Annotated in this window: 16 protein-coding genes, 1 tRNA gene and 2 pseudogenes; 4 read left to right on the top strand and 15 right to left on the bottom strand. The window is 65.3% G+C overall.

Translation table 11 applies throughout. The annotated features are described in order from the left end of the window. Positions 1-41 precede the first annotated feature (41 nt). Positions 42-1,532, bottom strand: a complete 1,491-nt coding sequence (locus tag OU11_RS01540; protein WP_033514104.1) for a sensor histidine kinase — start codon at positions 1,530-1,532, stop codon at positions 42-44. A 96-nt stretch (positions 1,533-1,628) separates the two neighbouring features. On the opposite strand from OU11_RS01540, the gene trhA reads away from it, so the two are divergent. Further along, positions 1,629-2,516, top strand: coding sequence for a PAQR family membrane homeostasis protein TrhA (trhA, locus tag OU11_RS01545; protein ID WP_033514105.1), 888 nt, complete (start codon positions 1,629-1,631; stop codon positions 2,514-2,516). A gap of 121 nt (positions 2,517-2,637) precedes the next feature. Here trhA and OU11_RS01550 read toward each other — a convergent pair whose 3' ends face one another. The 9 genes and pseudogenes from OU11_RS01550 to eno all read right to left on the bottom strand — a co-directional run bounded on the left by OU11_RS01550 (position 2,638) and on the right by eno (position 8,896). Beyond that, positions 2,638-3,117: a GreA/GreB family elongation factor gene (locus OU11_RS01550; RefSeq protein ID WP_033514106.1), complete on the bottom strand. Its 480-nt coding sequence runs from the start codon at positions 3,115-3,117 to the stop codon at positions 2,638-2,640. Between the two features lie 126 nt (positions 3,118-3,243). Next, positions 3,244-3,651, bottom strand: coding sequence for an FKBP-type peptidyl-prolyl cis-trans isomerase (locus OU11_RS01555; RefSeq protein WP_033514107.1), 408 nt, complete (start codon positions 3,649-3,651; stop codon positions 3,244-3,246). Positions 3,652-3,695: 44 nt separating this feature from the next. Then, positions 3,696-4,601, bottom strand: a pseudogene (locus OU11_RS09555) (L-serine ammonia-lyase); the annotation flags it as partial. A 75-nt stretch (positions 4,602-4,676) separates the two neighbouring features. Then, a pseudogene (locus tag OU11_RS09560) lies at positions 4,677-5,180 on the bottom strand (serine dehydratase beta chain); the annotation flags it as partial. Between the two features lie 69 nt (positions 5,181-5,249). Next, positions 5,250-5,331 (bottom strand) — tRNA-Leu (locus OU11_RS01565). Positions 5,332-5,367: 36 nt separating this feature from the next. Beyond that, complete coding sequence (locus OU11_RS01570; protein WP_033514258.1) at positions 5,368-6,363, bottom strand: Ppx/GppA phosphatase family protein; 996 nt, start codon at positions 6,361-6,363, stop codon at positions 5,368-5,370. Positions 6,364-6,415: 52 nt separating this feature from the next. After that, complete coding sequence (locus OU11_RS01575; RefSeq protein ID WP_052122560.1) at positions 6,416-6,931, bottom strand: DUF501 domain-containing protein; 516 nt, start codon at positions 6,929-6,931, stop codon at positions 6,416-6,418. Between the two features lie 57 nt (positions 6,932-6,988). Beyond that, entirely contained in the window at positions 6,989-7,516 is a 528-nt protein-coding gene (locus tag OU11_RS01580; protein WP_052122541.1) for an FtsB family cell division protein, read from the bottom strand. Positions 7,517-7,603: 87 nt separating this feature from the next. Then, complete coding sequence (gene eno, locus OU11_RS01585; protein WP_033514109.1) at positions 7,604-8,896, bottom strand: phosphopyruvate hydratase; 1,293 nt, start codon at positions 8,894-8,896, stop codon at positions 7,604-7,606. A 278-nt stretch (positions 8,897-9,174) separates the two neighbouring features. On the opposite strand from eno, the gene OU11_RS01590 reads away from it, so the two are divergent. From OU11_RS01590 to OU11_RS01600, 3 genes are all read left to right on the top strand, one after another. Then, positions 9,175-9,951 (top strand): ABC transporter permease, encoded by a 777-nt coding sequence (locus OU11_RS01590; RefSeq protein ID WP_033514110.1) that lies wholly within the window; start codon positions 9,175-9,177, stop codon positions 9,949-9,951. A 100-nt stretch (positions 9,952-10,051) separates the two neighbouring features. After that, positions 10,052-11,035: an ABC transporter substrate-binding protein gene (locus OU11_RS01595; protein ID WP_169743494.1), complete on the top strand. Its 984-nt coding sequence runs from the start codon at positions 10,052-10,054 to the stop codon at positions 11,033-11,035. A gap of 34 nt (positions 11,036-11,069) precedes the next feature. Then, positions 11,070-11,732 carry an ABC transporter ATP-binding protein gene (locus OU11_RS01600; protein ID WP_478209779.1) on the top strand — a complete coding sequence of 221 codons (663 nt, stop codon included), beginning with the start codon at positions 11,070-11,072 and terminating at the stop codon, positions 11,730-11,732. 45 nt (positions 11,733-11,777) lie between these two features. Here OU11_RS01600 and OU11_RS01605 read toward each other — a convergent pair whose 3' ends face one another. The 5 genes from OU11_RS01605 to OU11_RS01625 form a co-directional block, all read right to left on the bottom strand. Further along, positions 11,778-12,293 (bottom strand): GNAT family N-acetyltransferase, encoded by a 516-nt coding sequence (locus OU11_RS01605; protein WP_033514263.1) that lies wholly within the window; start codon positions 12,291-12,293, stop codon positions 11,778-11,780. Between the two features lie 45 nt (positions 12,294-12,338). After that, the gene (locus OU11_RS01610; protein WP_081963379.1) at positions 12,339-13,244 is read right to left on the bottom strand and encodes a formate/nitrite transporter family protein; all 906 of its coding nucleotides are present in this window, start codon (positions 13,242-13,244) and stop codon (positions 12,339-12,341) included. 94 nt (positions 13,245-13,338) lie between these two features. Then, on the bottom strand, positions 13,339-16,899 hold the full coding sequence (gene mfd / locus OU11_RS01615) for a transcription-repair coupling factor (RefSeq protein ID WP_033514113.1): 3,561 nt from the start codon (positions 16,897-16,899) through the stop codon (positions 13,339-13,341). Then, a complete protein-coding gene (gene pth, locus OU11_RS01620) occupies positions 16,889-17,488 on the bottom strand; it encodes an aminoacyl-tRNA hydrolase (RefSeq protein WP_033514114.1) in 600 nt (199 codons plus the stop codon). Before pth ends, mfd begins: the two co-directional genes overlap by 11 nt. 233 nt (positions 17,489-17,721) lie before the next feature. Continuing rightward, a complete protein-coding gene (locus tag OU11_RS01625) occupies positions 17,722-18,228 on the bottom strand; it encodes a GNAT family N-acetyltransferase (protein WP_033514115.1) in 507 nt (168 codons plus the stop codon). Between the last annotated feature and the right edge of the window lie 149 nt (positions 18,229-18,377).

Raw genomic sequence — 18,377 nt, forward strand, 5'->3', positions numbered from 1 at the left:
GTATGCCCGCGCCCGCGTCGGCAATGCGGGCGCGGGCGGTGTCAGGACTCGTCTTTCGCGGCGCGCAGTTTCATGTCCAGGATGACGCGCGTGCCACCCTCGCGGCGCGGTTCCCAACGCACGGTGCCGCCGAAATCATTCTTGACGAAGGTGTTGATGATCTGGGTGCCCAATCCGGAACCGGAGGAACGCGCCATGCCGTTGTCCTCCTCGTGCTCCAGCCCCACGCCGTCGTCCTCGACCACGACGTTGAGGTTGTTGCCGCCGCGGCCCACGGACACCGTGATATGCCCCTCCCGACGGCCTTCGAAACCGTGCTCGATGGCGTTGGTGATCAGCTCCGTCAGCACCAGGGACAACGGCGTGGCGTCCTGCGCCGGCATCATGCCGAACTTGCCGATGAAATCGATGCAGATGTGCTGGTCGCGCATGGTGGCCAGATCGACGCTCATCTTGAGCAGGTTGGAGATCACCTTGTCGAAGTCGACGATCTCGTCGACGGTCTGGCTCAATCCCTCATGGACCATCGCGATGGTCTGCACGCGGCGCTGCGCCTCCGCCAGCTCCTTCTTGACCTCCTGCGACTTGGTCTTGCGCGCCTGAAGACGGAGCAACGCGGACACCGACTGCAGGTTGTTCTTCACGCGATGATGGATCTCGGAGATCGCCGCATCCTTGGTCTGCAGCTCCTTCTCACGGCGGCGCAGCTCGGTGACGTCACGGCACAGCACGATGCCGCCGGTCCTCCCGTTCTCGTCGTACAACGGCAGCGAACGCATCGACACGGCGGAACGGTTCGCGTCGAGTTCGGAATCGACGGCGGCCTTGCCACTCAACACCAGGGGCAGCGTCTCGGGCACGGGATCGTTCCTGTGCAGCAGCTGGGTGCCGATCTCGCTGAGATATTGGCCGGTCATGGCCCGCACGGACCCCAGGCGACGGAAGCAGCTGATCGCGTTGGGTGAGGCGTAGCGCACCACCCCATCCACGGTCAGCACGATGAAACCGTCCGACACGCGGGCGATGTGGCGCTGGTTCATCACCGAATCACGGTACGGGAACTGCCCGCGGGGAATCATCTCATACAGCTGTTTGCCGGCGTTGATGCTTTCGGATTCGTAGCGGCCGTTCGACTCGCGAGTGGCCATATTCGTCTCGCGCACCACCAGCCCCAGCGTCTTGCCGTTGTGATGGACCGGCGCATACACGTTGCACACCGTGGATTTGCCCACCGTGCGCAGCACCGTGGACCGGAACACGGAGCGCGACCGCATCGCCAGGTCGAGTTCGCCGTACAGGTCCTCGGCCACGCTCTTGCCCACCACGTCCTCCTCGCGCAGGCTCATGACCGTGGAGGGACGGCACTGTTCGGCGATGATGTACTTGCCCTCGCCATCCTGCACGATCAACAGCAGGTCCGCGAAGCTCAGATCGGCGACGACCTGCCAGTCCGCCACCAGCTGGTGCAGCCATTCACGGTCGTTCGCGTCAAGATCGGGACGACTTGCGAGTATCTCGGAAAAATCAGCCATACGCCCACATTACCCCAGCACGCGCCGGAAAACGACGATATCCATAACCTACGATAACGTAGGTTACGGTTGCGTAACCACAATCCGGGAGGACAGATGAACCGGCATACCGACGAGGACATCGAGCGCAAACGCGCGGCAATCACGGAAGCGCGGGAGCAGGCACTGCAGGCCAAGGCCGAAGCCGTGCGCGTCAAGGCGCGCAACAAGGCGGACAACATCCGGCGCAAGGCCGAGACGAAGGCCCGCCTCGCCATAGCCAAGGGCGAGGCGCATGCAGCCAAGCTCGAGGGCATCGCCCCGGCCGAAGTGGCGCGCAAGATCCGTCTGGACGTGCACGGCCGTCCGAAGCCCGCCATGCGCGGCTGGATTCATCTGGTCGCCGCTCCCCTGTCATTGGCGGCGGGCATCGTGTTGATCTGCCTGGCCCAGGGCGCACAGCTCAAGTGGGCGTGCGCCGTGTTCATGGTCTGCTCGCTGGTGCTGTTCGCCAACTCCGCCGCCTATCATCTGGGCGACTGGTCGCCGCGCGTCACCGACGTGCTGCGCCGCATCGACCATCTCAACATCTTCCTGCTGATCGCCGGCACCTACACCCCGGTCTCCTTCGCCCTGGAACCGTTCTGGAGAAACGCCATCATCGGCGGCATGTGGGCCTGCACCTCGATCGCGATGATCGTGCACGTGGTCTGGATCAGCGCGCCCCGCTGGCTCTACACCATCACCTACATCGTCTTCGGCGTCTCCGGCGTGGCGTTCATGTGGCTGTTCTGGATCTCCCCCTATGCCGGACCGCCGGCGGTGATCCTGTTGGCGGCCGGCGGCGCCTGCTATATCGCCGGCGCAATCGTGTACGCGCTGCGCAAACCCGACCCCTGGCCGCGCGTCTTCGGGTTCCATGAGATCTTCCATTGCGGCACGGTGGCCGGATACGCGTGCCAGATGGTGGCGATCTACATGGTCATCGTCAACCTCTGGCAGTAACCCCTCCCCCATTTTCGGACTCTGGTGCAGAGTAACCCTGACACAATTCCCAAAACGTTGATATTTCGCGGTTTTGAGGAATATGTCAGGGTCACGATGTGTCAGAGTCCGGGAGAGGACGTCAGTTCAGCGGCTTCGCGTCCTTGATCGTCACCGAGATCTCACGGCCGTTGGGCGCCTGGTAGCTCACGGTGTCGCCCGCGTGCGCGCCCATGATGGCGGCGCCGATCGGGGATTCGGGGCTGATCACGTCATAGTCGGTGGCCACGGCGATATCGCGGGAGCCCAGCACGTATACCATCTCGCGGCCGGCCATGTCGATGGTGACGATGGAGCCGTTGCCCACGAGCCCCGCCTCGGGCGCCTCCAGGATCTTGGCGTTGCGCAGCTTGACGGTCAGCTCGTTGATACGACCCTCGTTCTTGCCCTGCTCCTCGCGTGCGGCCTGATAGCCGCCGTTCTCGGACAGATCGCCTTCGGCGCGTGCGGCCGCGATGCGCTCGGTGATCTCATCGCGGTACTCCCCCTCGCGCCAGGTGAGCTCCTCCTTGAGCTTGTCATACGCCTCCTGCGTCAGCAGAATCGTCTTTTCCTCAGTCATAGTGCCTCCTTCTTGCACTGGCTCATTGGGAGCCCAGTCTAGTACGGAACATGGCGTTCCGCCATGCATGCCCGCGAATGAAAAAGCGCCGGCCGACGCCGACGCCTGCCCTTATACGACTATCCGTCAGCGGGTTGAGATGATGTCGATGACGAACACCAACGTATCGCCGCCGCCGATGCCGGCCTGCGGCACGCCACGGGAGCCGTAGCCGTACTCCGGCGGAATCGAGACGACCAGACGGGAGCCGACGTTATGGCCCGGCACGGTCTGGTCCCAACCCTTGATGACCTGCCCCACGCCGATGCCGAAGCTGGCCGGCTGGTGACGCACGAAGCTGGAGTCGAACGGCTCGGACTTGCCCCACACCACGCCGTGATAGTTCACGGTCACGGTGTCTCCGCGGCGGACCATCGGACCGTCGCCTTCGACCAGTTCCATAACCTTCAGACCCTTCGGCGCCTCATCGGCGGGAAACTCGATAACGGGCGTCGCGCCGAACTCGGCGTTGACCTGCGGCATATCTGCCATCATGACCTCCTTGCAAACACAATGTCTCATAGCCTAGCACAGCGGCTTCAGCATTCCACCACGTTCACGGCCAGACCTCCCTTCGAGGTCTCCTTGTATTTCGACATCATGTCCTCGCCTGTCTGCTTCATCGTCAGGATGGCCTGATCCAGGCTGACGATATGCGAGCCGTCGCCCAGCATGGCCATGCGCACCGCATTGATGGCGGTGTTCGCCCCCATCGCGTTGCGCTCGATGCAGGGGATCTGCACCAATCCGCCCACTGGATCGCAGGTCAGACCCAGATTGTGTTCGATGCCGATCTCGGCGGCGTTCTCCACCTGCTCCGGGGTGCCGCCCAGCACGGCCGCGAGCCCTGCCGCCGCCATCGAGCAGGCCACGCCCACCTCGCCCTGGCATCCGACTTCGGCGCCGGAGATCGAGGCGTTGCGCTTGAACAGATACCCGACCGCACCGGCCGTCAGCAGGAACCGGATGACGCCGTCCTCGTCGGCCACGTCGACGAAATGCCAATAGTACAGCAGCACGGCGGGGATGATGCCGGCCGAGCCGTTGGTCGGCGCGGTGACGATGCGGCGCCCGCCCGCGTTCTCCTCGCTGACGGCGAGCGCGAACAGGTCCACCCACGCGGCGTCCGAAGATTCGAGCACGGCGTCGATGCGTCCCGCATCTCGTTTGAGCACGTCGCCGTTGGACGCCAGCCGCGCGTACATCCTCGGCGCACGACGCGGCACGTCCAATCCGCCGGGCAACACCGCCTCGGTGCTGGAACAGCCGTTGGATACGCACTCGCGCATGACCCGCCAGACCTCGAGCAGCCGTCCGCGCACCTCGTCGGCGGGCCGCATGGCGGTCTCGTTCGCCCACACCACCTGGTCGATGGCCATTCCCTCGCGCCGGCAGATATCGATCAGTTCGTCGCATGTGGCGAACGGATACGGCACGTCGCCATCCGTGGGGGATGCGGCCGCGCCATCCGATTTGGTCGCGGCGTCCGCGGCGTCCGACTGCGCCCCGTCTTGCGCGGACGGATGCTCATGGTTGCCGATCAACCGGTCGTCCGCGTTGCCGCGCTGGATGAATCCCCCGCCGATCGAATACCAGACCTGTTCGTCCACGATGTCGCCGGAGGCGTCGAAGGCCTCGAAACGCATGCCGTTGGGGTGAGCCGCCATCCTGCGCCACTGGTCGAAGACCACGTCGCGCCCGTAGTCGAATTCGATGGCGTGCGTGCCGCCGAGCGTCAGGATCCCCCGGCGATCGCACTCCTCGTGGATATGCAGCAGATGGTCGGTATCCACGGTCTCAGGGAGGTTGCCCTCCAATCCGGCCACCGCGGCGCGATCGGTGCCATGCCCCAGACCGGTCAGCGACAGCGAACCGTACAGGGTCACACGCACGCGGGCCACGCCCCCGAGCAGACCGCAGTCACGCAACGAGGCCACGAACGCATGCGCGGCGCGCATCGGCCCCACCGTATGCGATGAGCTCGGCCCCACGCCGATCGAGAACATGTCAAGCACGCTGAACACAGGCACTCCTTCAGAACGGTCCGGCGGTCACGACAACGGCTCCGCCCGATGCATCGGGCGGAGCCGCCTTGGTGCCCCCGGCGGGACTCGAACCCGCAAGCCGAAGCGGCCGATTTTAAGTCGGCTGCGTATACCATTTCGCCACGGGGGCACGGCCGTTGACCGGCCAACTTGTATTATGCCACGATTAGCGCGCGGCGAGAAGTCGCCTGCCGTAGTCGAGCACGATGCCGTCCAGCAGACCGTGTTCGCTGGCCACGAACGAATCGATCGCCCGGCCGTGGTCGGCTTGCGCCGCCTCGCCCACACGCGCCAGCACACGGCTCCACACCAGGGCGCCGCCGCCGACCACGTCGATACGGCCGGGATGGATGGTCTTGTATTCCCGGCGTTCCGCGCGCGTCATGCGCAGGAACCGGTCGTTCACCGCGAACGCGTCCGCGAACGGGACCCGCACGCCGTCCACCAGGCGATGGTCGTATTCCTTCAGGCCCATCGTCAATGCGGTCATCGTCGTCACCGTACCCGACACGCCGATGATGGTCCGGGCCTTGCCGGCGGGCACGATGCCGAACGCCTCGTCGATATGCTCGTCGATGTCGGCGATGGCCTCGTCGATCTCGTCTTCGGTCGGCGGGTCGGTATGCAGGTGGCGTTCGGTCATGCGCACCGATCCGATGTTCATCGAGAACGCGGCCTGCACCTGCGTTTTCGGGGCCGACACGCCGTCGCCGCCCAGGACCAGTTCCGTGGATCCGCCTCCCAGATCGACCACCAGATACGGCGCGTCCAGATCGCGTTCGACCACGCTGGTGGCGCCCAGGAAGCTCAGGTCCGCCTCCTCGGTGCCCGAAATCACCTCGGGGCGTACGCCAAGGGTGCGTTCCATCGCGCTTTCGAACTGTTCGCGGTTCTCGGCATCGCGCGTGGCCGAGGTGGCCACGAACCGGATGCCGTCCACGGGATGCCCGGCCAGGATGTCGGCGAACTCGCCGGCGGCGGCGTAGGCGCGTTCCAGCGCATCGTCGGCGAAACGATGCGTCTTGTCCACGTCCTGCCCCAAACGGATGACGCGCAACGTGCGCGGCACGACATCCTGCATGCCGTGTTCGTCGACACGCGCCACCTTGAGTCGAATCGAATTCGTGCCGCAGTCAATGCCGGCCACCGTCACCGATGCCATGTCGGTCTCCTCCTTCTCCGTCACCGCGCCCGCACGGCGCATCGTCCATCCGTCATTCCACCGTACACCGGCACACATCCGGACTGAACTCGTCACTGATGCGAGCCATGGTCAGGTCGCCGATCGGGTTGGCCCCCTTCCCCATGACCAGCGTCTGCGCCAGCAGCGCGTGCAGGCATTTGACGCGGGTCGGCAGGCCGCCGGCGCTGATGCCTTCGATATGCTCCTCGCTATCGCCCAGACGACCGGCCAGCTCATGGCGGAACGCCAGATACAGCCGATGGGCACGCTCATATGCCGCCTTCAGCGCGTCATCCTCGGCGAGCATCGCATTGTATTCAGCCATGACGCCCGCGGCCTCGGCATGCGAAACCGCCTTCACCGCCGAAGGACCCGTCAGATAACAGGTGGTCGGGAACGGGATGCCGCCGGGCAGCAGCGGCCGCGTGACGACGGCCAACGGACGGCCGCACACGCACCGTGCGCCCACGGCGACCATACCGCGCGGATAGCGGCCAAGCTGCTGTTCCACCACGGCGATGTCCTCGGGCGTGGCGGGATGCTCCATGCATCGGTCGACGAGCGTGACGGCGATACGGGCGAGTTCCTCGCTCTGGTTCACTGGTTATTCCTCCCCTGTGGCGTCGTTGGCGCCTTCGGCGCCGCCGGCATCCTGTCCGGAGTCCGCGGCGGGCGCGACGGATTCGCCTTCCCGCATATCCGCCTGTTCGAAGGCGTAGGCGAGCTCCTCATACCATGGCAGCGACTGGTTGTCCGGTTCATCGCGGTCCTGCCCCTGTTCGGTGTCGGTCTGCCCCGTCACGGCTTCGGGATGCAGCACGCGCACCGCCTGTTCGTCGGGGAACACGAAACCCAGACGCTCACGGGCCTGCGCGGTGACATAGGCCTCGTCGTCCCAGCGCCTGATCTCGTTCTCGAGATCCTGCTTGCGGGTTTCGAGCGCCGCCTCCTGACGTTTCAGCCCGTTGAGGTCGGATAGCGTCAGCGCGTAGGTGTAGAAGGTCGAGACCAGCTGGATGGCGCCCAGCGCCACGATGAACAATGCGATGAAGAACGAGATCGGCCCCGCGCTGCCATGCCCGGCTTTCGCCTTGGGCTTGACAGGCTTGCGGGTGCGGGTCGTTCTGGTCATAGACATGAAAATACCCGCCGCATTCGACTTAGCGGATGCGGCGGGCGGGAAGCTATGAGCTCGCTACAGGCCTAGGGCCTCAAGCGATCACATGTACTTCTTGCAGGCCTTGAAGGCGCTGTAGCCGGCGTACTGAGCGGTGGAGCCGAGCTCCTCCTCGATCTCGAGCAGGCGGTTGTACTTGGCGATGCGCTCGCCACGGGCCGGGGCACCGGTCTTGATCTGGCCGGTGTTCTTGGCGACGGCCAGGTCGGAGATGGTGGTGTCCGGGGTCTCGCCGGAACGGTGCGACACCATGGAGGTGAAGCCGTTCTTGGTGGCCAGCTCGATGGCGTCGAGGGTCTCGGTCACGGTGCCGATCTGGTTGAGCTTGACCAGCAGCGAGTTCGCGGCGCCCAGCTCGATGCCCTTGGCCAGACGGGCCGGGTTGGTCACGAGCAGGTCGTCGCCGACGAACTGCAGGCGGTCGCCCAGGCGAGCGGTGATGGCCGCCCAGTCCTCCCAGCCTTCCTCCTGGAACGGATCCTCGATGGAGACGATCGGGTACTCGTTGACGAGCTTCTCGTAGTAGTCCAGCATGTAGGCGGACTCGCGCTCCTCGCCGTCGAAGCGGTACTTGCCGGTCTCCTTGTTGTAGAACTCGGAGGAGGCCACGTCCAGCGAGATGCCGATCTGCTTGCCCGGCTCATAGCCGGCGGCGGAGATGGCGTCCATGATGAACTTGATGGAGTCCTCGTTGGACTTCATCTTCGGGGCGAAGCCGCCCTCGTCGCCGAGGCCGGTGTTCAGGCCCTGCTTCTTCAGGACGGACTTCAGGGTGTGGTAGACCTCGACGCCGGCGCGCAGAGCCTCGGAATAGGTCTCGAAGCCGTACGGGGAGATCATGTACTCCTGGATGTCGGTGGCGAAGTCGGCGTGGGCGCCACCGTTCATGATGTTCATGTTCGGCACCGGCAGGATGTGGCCGTTGGTGCCGCCGAGGTAGCGGTACAGCGGCATGCCCGCGGACTCGGCCGAGGCGTAGATCGCGGCCAGCGAGACGCCCAGGATGGCGTTGGCGCCGAGGCGGCCCTTGTTCGGGGTGCCGTCGAGCTCGATCATGACCTCGTCAAGGGCGCGCTGGTCGGCGGCGTCCATGCCGATGACCTTCGGGGCGATCTCCTCGTTCACGGCCTTGACGGCGTTGAGGACACCCTTGCCCTGGTACACGGCCTTGTCGCCATCGCGGCGCTCCCAGGCCTCGGCCTCGCCGGTGGAGGCACCGGAGGGAACCAGACCCAGGCCCTGGGCGCCGTCCTCGGTGTCCAGCACGACCTCGACGGTCGGGTTGCCACGGGAATCAAGAATCTGACGCGCGTACACGCTTTCAATTACTGCCACAACTACTCCTTACGACGTTGGGTTGTGATGACACTGTTAAGAATAGTTGAGTTGATGGACGTTGGGCGGGAATTTCCGCGGCATGTCGTGTTAGCGCTCACATCACCCGGAGACACGCATTGTCCACGGCACGTCCCCACAATGTTGCCTGACACGGGGTGCCCGGGCCGATTCCCTCAAACACGCTGGAGGCGCAGATCACGCCGAAAGCCGGCGGCTGGGCTGAGATCACACTCGTCGAACCTGATATAGCCAGTACTATCGAAGGGAATGTCATCATGCGCAAGCATGCCCTGCGCCATCGAATCGCGGCCGTTGCGGCCGCATGGGCTTCGACGCTGCTCCTGCTGGTGTGGTGGTACCTCGCCACACGCTGTCCCGCGGACGCCCGTCCCCTTCCATCCCCAGCCGAGGTCGTCGGCGCCTGGAACGATCTGGACGCGGAAGGCCTGCTGTGGCCTTCGATTGGCATCAGTCTGCTGCGGGTCGCCTCCGGTCTGGCGCTGGGCATCGTCCTGGCCGTGCCGGCGGGACTGATCGCCGGGGCCTCACGTGTCGGCCTGGCCGTCATCGACAAGCCGATCCACATGCTGCGGGCCGTGCCGTTCCCGGCGCTCGCCCCGCTGTTCATCGTCGTGTTCGGCATTGGGGAGACAATGAAGATCGGGCTGATCACCGTCGGCGTGTTCGGTCTGGTGTACGTGAACCTGCGCGATGGCGTGCGCAATCTCGACCCGCGGCTATTCGAACTGGCCAAGGTGTACCACTTCAGCCGCGCCACGCTCTTCCTGCGGGTGCTGCTGCCCGGGGCGCTGCCGGGATTCATGACCGGCCTGCGCTTCGCACTCACCGTGGCGTGGATCGCGCTGGTGACCTGCGAGACCGTCAACTCCTCCACGGGAATCGGCTATATGCTGTCCCGCTCCCAGCAGTTCTCCCGCACCGACCAGACCGTGCTGTGCATCGTGCTGTACGCCATCCTCGGCCTGCTGTCGGAGACGATCGTCACCCTGCTGGAACGCGCGGCGCTCCCCTGGCGCCACGCCCGCCACTGAGCGGCACATCCGCCGCAACACCATACCCGGTGGCGCCCCGGCGTCCCTTGACGCATGCCGTCGCGTCACCACCATCATCATCACCATCAGGAAAGGAACCATGATGATCCGAACCAACCACACCATCATCCGCAAGCTCGCCGCGCTGGGGGCGGCGGCCCTGCTGCTGTCGTCAACCGCCTGTTCGGCGCACGGCCAGGCGTCCGCCGATGCCGGCACCGACACCATGCGCGTGGCGTATCTGTCCACCGCCAACTACCTCACCACGCTCAAGAACGAGCAGTTCGCCCAGAATGAGCTGGCCCCCGCCACAGTCGAGTTCACCGGCCCCTACAACCCAGCCGACGCCCGCACCGCCGTCCAGTCGGGCAATGCCGACGCCACGTCGACGGGCACCGGCTCGTTCATCAACCTGCTCGCCCAGGACCAGCCGTGGGTCGCGTTCGCCATCGAATACTATGACGGCGATTCGCAGGGCATCGTCGCCGCGCCGAACACCGGTATCGACTCCCTCAAGGATCTGTACGGCAAGACCATCGCCATCGACTCCAAGGGCGCGACCGGCGACTACATCGTGCACCAGGCGTTCGCCAACGCCGGACTGGACGCTTCGCAGGTCACCGAGGTGGAGATGAGCCCCAGCAACTTCAGCGCGGCGTTCAGCTCGGGACAGGTCGACGCCATCGCCACCTTCGACCAGAACCTGGCCTCGGCGATGGTCACGCCCGGCGCCAAGCTGCTGGTCAACGCCGAGGATTACGGCAACCTGAACGTCTCGATTCACATCGTCTCCCAGTCCTTCGCCGACCAGCACCCGGATCTGGTCAAGGCCATGTACCGCGCGCTGGTCAAGGAATCGGACAAGGCCCAGGAGCATCCCGAGATCATCACCGACGCCTACCGCGAATTCGGCGCCTCGGACGAGATCATCGACCAGGTGGCCAAGTTCGACGTCCCCGAGATCCTGCCGATCGACGCCGACGGGCTGGACATGCTGGAACGTCAGGCGCAGCAGTACGTCGATTTCGGATTCATCGACGCGATGCCCGACGTCAAGGGCCACGTCATGGATTGCACGGAGTGAGGCTCCGATGACGCTGATGCTCGATCACATCCGCATGGCGTTCGACGGCGTCGAGGTGCTGCGCGACGTGACCGTCCACGTCGACGACGGGCGGTTCGTCAGCCTGATCGGACGCTCCGGCTGCGGCAAATCCACGCTGCTGCGCGTGGCGGCGGGCCTGATCGAACCGACGGCGGGCTCGGTGCGTGCCGATGCCGATATGGCCTTCGGATTTCAGGACGCCCGTCTGGTGCCGTGGATCCGCCTGTGGGACAACGTCACGCTCGGATTGCCCGGGCGGCGCACCGAACGACGCCAGCTGGCACTGGATGCCTTGGCACGGGTGGGACTAGCCGACCACGCCGACGCATGGCCCGGCGAACTGTCCGGAGGGCAGGCGCAGCGGGCGTCGTTGGCACGCGCGATCGTACGACAGCCGAAACTGTTGCTGTTGGATGAACCGTTCGGCGCGCTCGATGCGCTGACCCGTCTGGATATGCAGGACCTGCTGGCGCACTTGCAGGCCGAGCAGCAGTGGACCATATTGATGGTCACCCATGATATTCCGGAGGCGGCGCGGTTGTCCGACCGCATCCTGGTGCTTGCCGACGGCACAATCGGCACAATCGTCGATGTCGACCGAACCGATATGGACGACGAGGGTCTGCCCCGCGACCATGAGGCGATCGAACGGCGGTTGCGCGCGGCGTTGCGCTGACGTCGCGGACATAGCGGCAGACGGCGTGGGGACGGTTGCAGGCGGCTAGAGAATCGTCTCCATGCCGATCTTCTGGGGCTTCAGGCCACAGTGCTCGTAGAAGCCCTTCGCGGCCTCGTTGCACGCCCACACGTTGAGCGTCACATTGTAGCAGCCGGAATTCCTGGCGAAACCGAGGACGTGGCGGTACAGGGCGTTGCCGACATGCCGGCCGCGCTGCGCCTCGTCCACGCACAGGTCATCGATGTACAGCGTCAGGATGTCGGTGAGGATGTTGTCATCGACATGCCGCTGGAACTGGCAGAACGCGTAGCCCAGCAGGCGGTCCGCCCCCTCGGCGTCCTCTCGCGCGGGGTCGGCGATGGAACCGGCGCCCGGCTCGACCGCCACGAACACCGGGGTCCGGTCGTCGGCGATGATGCCGGCCAGCTGGTCGTCGGTGTACTTGGTGGCGTGGGGTTTGAACAGGTCGGGCCGTTCCGCGTGGTGCACGTCCAGCACCTGATGGAGCAGCACATCGATCTGCGGGATGTCTTGCGGCTCGGCGCGGCGGATGGTCATGCGCCCCGCATCGGTATCGTTCCGGTTCCGATCCTGTTCGTTCATTCAGCGCTCCTCGATGCTCTTCCTGCGTTTCGATGGCTTGTGGTTGTTCACGTACCAGTACGCGAGCGCCACCACGACCGCGCCGCCGACGATGTTGCCCAGCGTGGCCACACCGATGTTATAGAGCGAGGCCTGTACGGTCAGGTCGGCGATGCCGTCCAGTCCGGCGCCGTAGCCCATGGCCTTGGCGACCAGTCCGGTCGGCAGGAAGAACATGTTGGCCACGCAGTGTTCGAAACCCATCGCCACGAATCCGGAGATCGGCAGTAGGATGCCGAGCACCTTGTCTGCCGTGGAGCGCGACGAGTAGCCGATGCGCACGGCCAGGCACACGAGCACGTTGCACAGCACGCCACGCGCGAACAATGTCAGCGGGTCGAGCGTGACCTTCGAGATGGCGGTGGATACGGCCGTCTCCCCCACCAGGCCGTCGTTGAGGCCCATCGTGCCGGCCATGGCGATCAAGGCGACGAGGATCAGGGCGCCCAGCAGGTTGCCGAACCAGACGATCACCCAGTTGCGGACCAGAGCGGGCAAGGAGATACGGCGTGCGGCCAGGTTGGAGGCCATCAGCGAGTTGCCGGTGAACAGTTCGGCGCCGCAACACAGCACCAGGATCAGGCCCATGCAGAACGCCAGTCCGCCGACGAAGCGCTTGGGGCCCCAGGTCATCGCCGGATCGCAGGTGACGATGAGGAAGAACAGGGCGCCGAAGCCGATGAACGCGCCGGCGAACAGCGCCAGGATGAAGGTGACGGACTTGCTCTGCTTGGTTTTGCTCACGCCGGCGCTCTCGACGGCCTCCTCGGTTTCGGCCGTGTTCAGCGCGTTGACGTGTACGGCGGGAACCGCCGCCGGAATGGTTGCCGCATGGTCGGCGACGGGCGTGGTCTCGGATTGCGTCATCGGAATCGTTCTCTTTCGTTGCAGACAGGGGACTGATATCCGTCGGACATTGTAGCAACGCGGCCCACCCGGGCCAAACCGCTGTCCGTGACACTCACCCACGCGGCTGGGGCTTCCAGGCCAGGTCGTCGAGCAGCTGGTCGGTCCAGGCCACCACCTCGTCCGAGCCCATCGGTTCGGAGCCAAAGGAGCCGGCGAACGGGGTCGGGATCAGGTAGGTCTTGGTGACCGGCCGGTACTGCACGCCCTTGTAGATGCGGGCGATGCGCATCTGCACCGACTCGGGCGGTTCGATCTTGGCCACGCGCACACGGTTGCCTTGGGCGATGATCTCGGTCAGGCCCAGCGCACGCGCCTTGTTGCGCAGACGTGCGACGGCGAACAGCGTGGCGAACTCGATCGGCGGATTGCCGTAGCGGTCGGTGAGCTCCTCGCGCAGCTCCTCCAGATCCTGCTCGTTGCGGGCGGCGGCGAGCTTGCGGTAGGCCTCCAGACGCAGCTTGTCGGAGTCGATGTAGTCCACCGGAATCGACGCCTCGATCGGCAGATCGATGCTGACGGCCACCGGCTCGGTGCGCTCCGGCTCCTTGTACGCCTCCACGGCCTCGGAGACCATGCGCACGTACAGGTCGAAGCCCACGCCCTCGATGTGGCCGGACTGTTCATCGCCCAGCAGGTTGCCGGTGCCGCGCAGCTCCAGATCCTTCATCGCCACGTCGAAGCCGGAGCCGAGCGCCGTGTTCTGGGCGATGGTGGCCAGACGGTCGTGCGACTGCTGGGTCATCGGCTTGCTCGGATCGTACAGGAAGTACGCGTAGGCGCGTTCGCGGCCACGGCCGACGCGGCCGCGCAGCTGGTGCAGCTGGCTCAGGCCGAACCGGTCGGCATGGTCGACGATCAGCGTGTTCGCGTTCGAGATATCCAATCCGGTCTCGATGATCGTGGTGCACACGAGCACGTTGATGTCGCGATGCCAGAAGTCGCGGATGATCTGGTCGAGCTGCTTCTCCCCCATCTTGCCGTGGGCGGTACCGACCTTCGCTTCGGGCACGAGCTCCTGGATCCTGGCGGCCATGCGGGCGATGTCGGCCACGCGGTTATGCACATAGAACACCTGGCCGCCGCGTAGCAGCTCGCGTCGGATCGCCGCGGTGACCTGCGCGTCCTCGTAGGCGCCCACATAGGTGAGCACGGGCAGACGGTCCTCCGGCGGGGTGGCGAGCGTGGACATCTCACGGATGCCGGTCACCGCCATCTCCAGCGTGCGCGGAATCGGCGTGGCGGACAGGGAGAGCACATCCACGTTGGTACGCAGCGCCTTGAGCGTCTCCTTGTGTTCGACGCCGAAGCGCTGCTCCTCGTCGATGATGACCAGGCCCAGGTCCTTGAACTGGATCTTGGGGTTGAGCAGCTTATGCGTGCCGATGACCACGTCCACGGTGCCGTCCTGAAGCCCCTTGATCGTGTCGTTGATGTCCTTGGCGGTCTGGAAGCGGCTCATCGCCCGGACGGTGACGGGGAAGCCCTCGTAGCGCTCCGAGAAGGTCTCGTAATGCTGCTGGACGAGCAGCGTGGTCGGCACGAGCACGGCCACCTGCTTGGAGTCCTGCACGGCCTTGAACGCGGCGCGCACGGCGATCTCGGTTTTGCCAAAGCCCACGTCGCCGCAGATGAGGCGATCCATCGGGATCGGCTTCTCCATGTCGGCCTTGACCTCGTCAATGGTGGTCAGCTGGTCGGCGGTCTCCTGGTACGGGAACGCGTCCTCCAGCTCCTTCTGCCACGGGGTGTCGGGGCTGAACGCGAAGCCGGGCGTGCGCTGGCGGGCCGAATACAGTTTGACCAGGTCCTCGGCGATCTCGTGGACGTGCTTGCGGGCCTTGGCCTTGGTGGCCGCCCAGTCGGAGCCGCCCAGTTTGTTGAGTTTCGGGGCCTCCGCGCCGATGTACTTGCTGACCTGGTCGAGCTGGTCGGTGGGAATGAACAGCTTGTCCGGCGGGGCGCCGCGTTTGCTCGGCGCATATTCGATGACCAGGTATTCGCGCGTGGTCTTCGCGTCCGCCGTGCCGACGGAACGCTGGCGCATCTCGACGAACCGGCCGATGCCATGCTGCTCGTGCACCACATAGTCGCCGGTTTTCAGCTCCATCAGGTCGATGGCCTTGCGGCGGCGCTTCGGGGTCTTGGCCTGGGCCGCGGCGCTGGTGCGGCCCGTCAGGTCGCGTTCGGTCAGCAGCGCGATGCCGGCGGCCGTGTCGACGAATCCGTCAAGGGCCTGCGAACGGACCGTATCGAACCGGGTGATGCCGGTCTCGTTGATCGCGCGCTTGAGACGGGCGAGCGTGCCGTGCGCGGCGGCGGTCATCGTCACATCCAGCCCCGCGTCGAGCAGCCCCTCGATGCCCGCGGCGGCACGGGTCTCGTCGCCACGGTATTCGGCGGGCGCGTGCGCGGCGAGCCTCACCCGCCCCGGCAGGCTGTCGTCCACGCCGAAATTGGTCAGACGCCAGACGTCATGCTCGGAGAATGTCAGCGAGGCGACCGTCTCATGGAAATCGAGGAAGCTGGCCTGGTCGAAGCTAATCGGCGCGCCGGCGCCATGCCCGGACGCGGCGACATGCCAGCTGGCGGCGAGGAACTCGTTCGCCGTCTTCATCAGGTCCTCGGCCGCACGTTCCAGCTTCTGCGGGTCGGACAGCATGACCACCGACCGCTTGGGCAGCATGCCGGCCACCGGTTCCATGTCGTCGACCAGCGCGGGCAGCAGCGATTCCATGCCCTCCACCGGAATCGCATCGGCGATCGACTCCAGCATGTCCTCGGCGTTGGGGATCTGGCCGACCAGGCTGCGGGCGCGGTCGCGGATCGCGTCGGTCAATTGCATTTCGCGGCAGGGCGTGGCCCAGATCGTCCGCAACCCGTCGCCGTAGGTCCGTTGGTCGGACGCATGGAACTCGCGGATCGAGTCGATCTCGTCTCCGAAGAACTCGATGCGCACCGGATGCGGCGCCGTCGGCGGGAACACGTCGAGCAGGCCGCCACGGACGGCGAACTCGCCGCGGTCCATCACCAGATCGACACGGGTGTACGCGTTCTCCACCAGCCTGGCGGCGGCCTCCTCCAGCGGCAGCTCCTCGTTCACCGTGAAAACCAACGGTGTCACGTCGCCCAATCCGGCGACCACCGGCTGGATCAGCGAACGCACCGGCATCACCAGGATGCGGATCGGTCCGAACATCGCACTGCCGGGTTCGGGATGCCGCAGGCGGCGAAACACGGCCATACGGCTGGCCACCGTGTCGGCGCGGGGCGACAGCCGTTCGTGCGGCAACGTCTCCCAAGCCTCCAGCTGGGCGATGTCGCGCGGGTCGCCGTCGTACCAGGAACGCAGCGCATCCACCGTCTCCTCGGCCTCACGGCCGGAGGCGACGACGTAGACGACCGGATGACGTTTGGCCACGGCCGCCGCCAATGCGGGACGGATGCCGTCGGGTGCGCCCACGATGATGCCGGGGGCCACATCGCCTTCCGGGGGTTCGACCTCGTCGTTGACGAGCCTGCGGAAACCCTGGTCCTTGTCCAGCGACTCCAGCAGGCCGGACAACGATCCGCCCACCAGCTGGTTCATCAGCGCGTCGGCGCGTTCAGCGGCCATTGAACTGCTCCTGGGTCTTGGCCAGTCCGTTGAAGATGATCGACTCGGCGGCGTCGGCGCCGTCGGCCAGGAACTCGGGCAGCTGCTTGCGCTGTTCGGGACCGAAGCCGCCCAGCACCCAGTTGATGGTGTTGTCGTGCGCGTTGCCGCCACGGCGGGCATGGCCGACGCCCATCCGTACGCGCGCGTACTTCGGGGTTCCCAAGGATTTGTCGATGGATTTGATGCCGTTATGGCCGCCGGCGGACCCGCCGGACTTGACCTTGATGCGGCCGAAGTCCAGATCCATGTCATCGTGGACGACGACGATGTGGTCGGGTTCGATCTGGTAGTAGGCGCTGATCGAGGCGACCGCGTTGCCCGAGTCGTTCATGTAGGTCAGCGGCTTGGCCAGGAAGAATTTGACGTTGCGGCCGTTCAGGTTCATGGCGCCCTTGCCGAGCATGGCCAGCCCCTTGTGGTCGGAGAACGCCACCGACCAGCGTTCGGCCAGCAGGTCGGCCGTCATGAAGCCCATGTTGTGCCGGGTGTCCTCGTATTTCTTACCCGGGTTGCCCAACCCCACAATCAACCAGAAATCCGATGCCATGTCGTTCGATCCTTCGTCATCATGCCTGTCAAACGGAACGATTGTACCATTGGGCCGTTTACCTCACAGCGTGAAGCAATTCACAGTTCCCACCCCTTGAAAATCGTGAATTCGAATAGCGCATAAGCGAACATGCCTCTTGCCGCACTTCCGCATGATGACAGGAAAGCATAGTAGATTCTGTACGATTCGCTGATTCACAACAATGACGAGGACCGGAACAGTGAATCGCCTTACAGCGGAAGATACCAGTAGGCGATGTCGTGCCTGATGCCGCCGGGCAGATGCACGGCGTCGGGCATCAGTCCGAATCGTTCAAAACCGAAACGGCGCATCAGCGCGCTCGACCCCTCGTTGTCGGCGAAGATCAGCGTGGTGGCCATGCGATGTCCCGCCCGCCGGGCTTCATCCAGCAGCCAGGCGACCAGCTGGCGGCCGATGCCCTGACGACGCCATGCCGAACCCACGTAATAGCTGAGCTCGACCACGCCGTCATAGCCGGCGCGCTCGTGGAACCGCGAGAGCGATCCGAAGGCCATGACCTGCCCGTCCCCGGATTCGACCACCACAACCGGGTAGAGGGAGCGCGGCTCGTGCGCATCGACCCAGGCCTTGCGCTGTGCGAGCGTACGCGGTTCGATGTCGGCGCTCGACATGCGTTCGAGCACCGCCTCGTTGTAGATGTCGGTGATGGCGGCCAAATCGGCGTCGGTCGCGCCACGGATGATGAGTTCGCCCATGGGGTACCAGCTTATCGTGTCGCGCTTTGCGAAGCGTCGTCCCACAGACGACACGCCGAGAGGTGCGGCAAACCTACCCCGGAGGTTTGCCACCATGTCGCGTGTTCCGCCAATCTGCGCAAACCTCCCGGGGAGGTTTGCCACCACCA

Origin of the sequence: Bifidobacterium pullorum DSM 20433 (assembly GCF_000771405.1) — a bacterium.
Taxonomy (GTDB): domain Bacteria; phylum Actinomycetota; class Actinomycetes; order Actinomycetales; family Bifidobacteriaceae; genus Bifidobacterium; species Bifidobacterium pullorum.

Bases quoted from the DNA above. Each gene is read 5' to 3' on its own strand.
- OU11_RS01540 (WP_033514104.1), bottom strand. From the start codon at position 1,532: ATGGCTGATTTTTCCGAGATACTCGCAAGTCGTCCCGATCTTGACGCG.
- trhA (WP_033514105.1), top strand. From the start codon at position 1,629: ATGAACCGGCATACCGACGAGGACATCGAGCGCAAACGCGCGGCAATC.
- OU11_RS01550 (WP_033514106.1), bottom strand. From the start codon at position 3,117: ATGACTGAGGAAAAGACGATTCTGCTGACGCAGGAGGCGTATGACAAG.
- OU11_RS01555 (WP_033514107.1), bottom strand. From the start codon at position 3,651: ATGATGGCAGATATGCCGCAGGTCAACGCCGAGTTCGGCGCGACGCCC.
- OU11_RS01570 (WP_033514258.1), bottom strand. From the start codon at position 6,363: ATGGCATCGGTGACGGTGGCCGGCATTGACTGCGGCACGAATTCGATT.
- OU11_RS01575 (WP_052122560.1), bottom strand. From the start codon at position 6,931: ATGGAGCATCCCGCCACGCCCGAGGACATCGCCGTGGTGGAACAGCAG.
- OU11_RS01580 (WP_052122541.1), bottom strand. From the start codon at position 7,516: ATGACCAGAACGACCCGCACCCGCAAGCCTGTCAAGCCCAAGGCGAAA.
- OU11_RS01590 (WP_033514110.1), top strand. From the start codon at position 9,175: ATGCGCAAGCATGCCCTGCGCCATCGAATCGCGGCCGTTGCGGCCGCA.
- OU11_RS01595 (WP_169743494.1), top strand. From the start codon at position 10,052: ATGATGATCCGAACCAACCACACCATCATCCGCAAGCTCGCCGCGCTG.
- OU11_RS01600 (WP_478209779.1), top strand. From the start codon at position 11,070: ATGGCGTTCGACGGCGTCGAGGTGCTGCGCGACGTGACCGTCCACGTC.
- OU11_RS01605 (WP_033514263.1), bottom strand. From the start codon at position 12,293: ATGACCATCCGCCGCGCCGAGCCGCAAGACATCCCGCAGATCGATGTG.
- OU11_RS01610 (WP_081963379.1), bottom strand. From the start codon at position 13,244: ATGACGCAATCCGAGACCACGCCCGTCGCCGACCATGCGGCAACCATT.
- mfd (WP_033514113.1), bottom strand. From the start codon at position 16,899: ATGGCCGCTGAACGCGCCGACGCGCTGATGAACCAGCTGGTGGGCGGA.
- pth (WP_033514114.1), bottom strand. From the start codon at position 17,488: ATGGCATCGGATTTCTGGTTGATTGTGGGGTTGGGCAACCCGGGTAAG.
- OU11_RS01625 (WP_033514115.1), bottom strand. From the start codon at position 18,228: ATGGGCGAACTCATCATCCGTGGCGCGACCGACGCCGATTTGGCCGCC.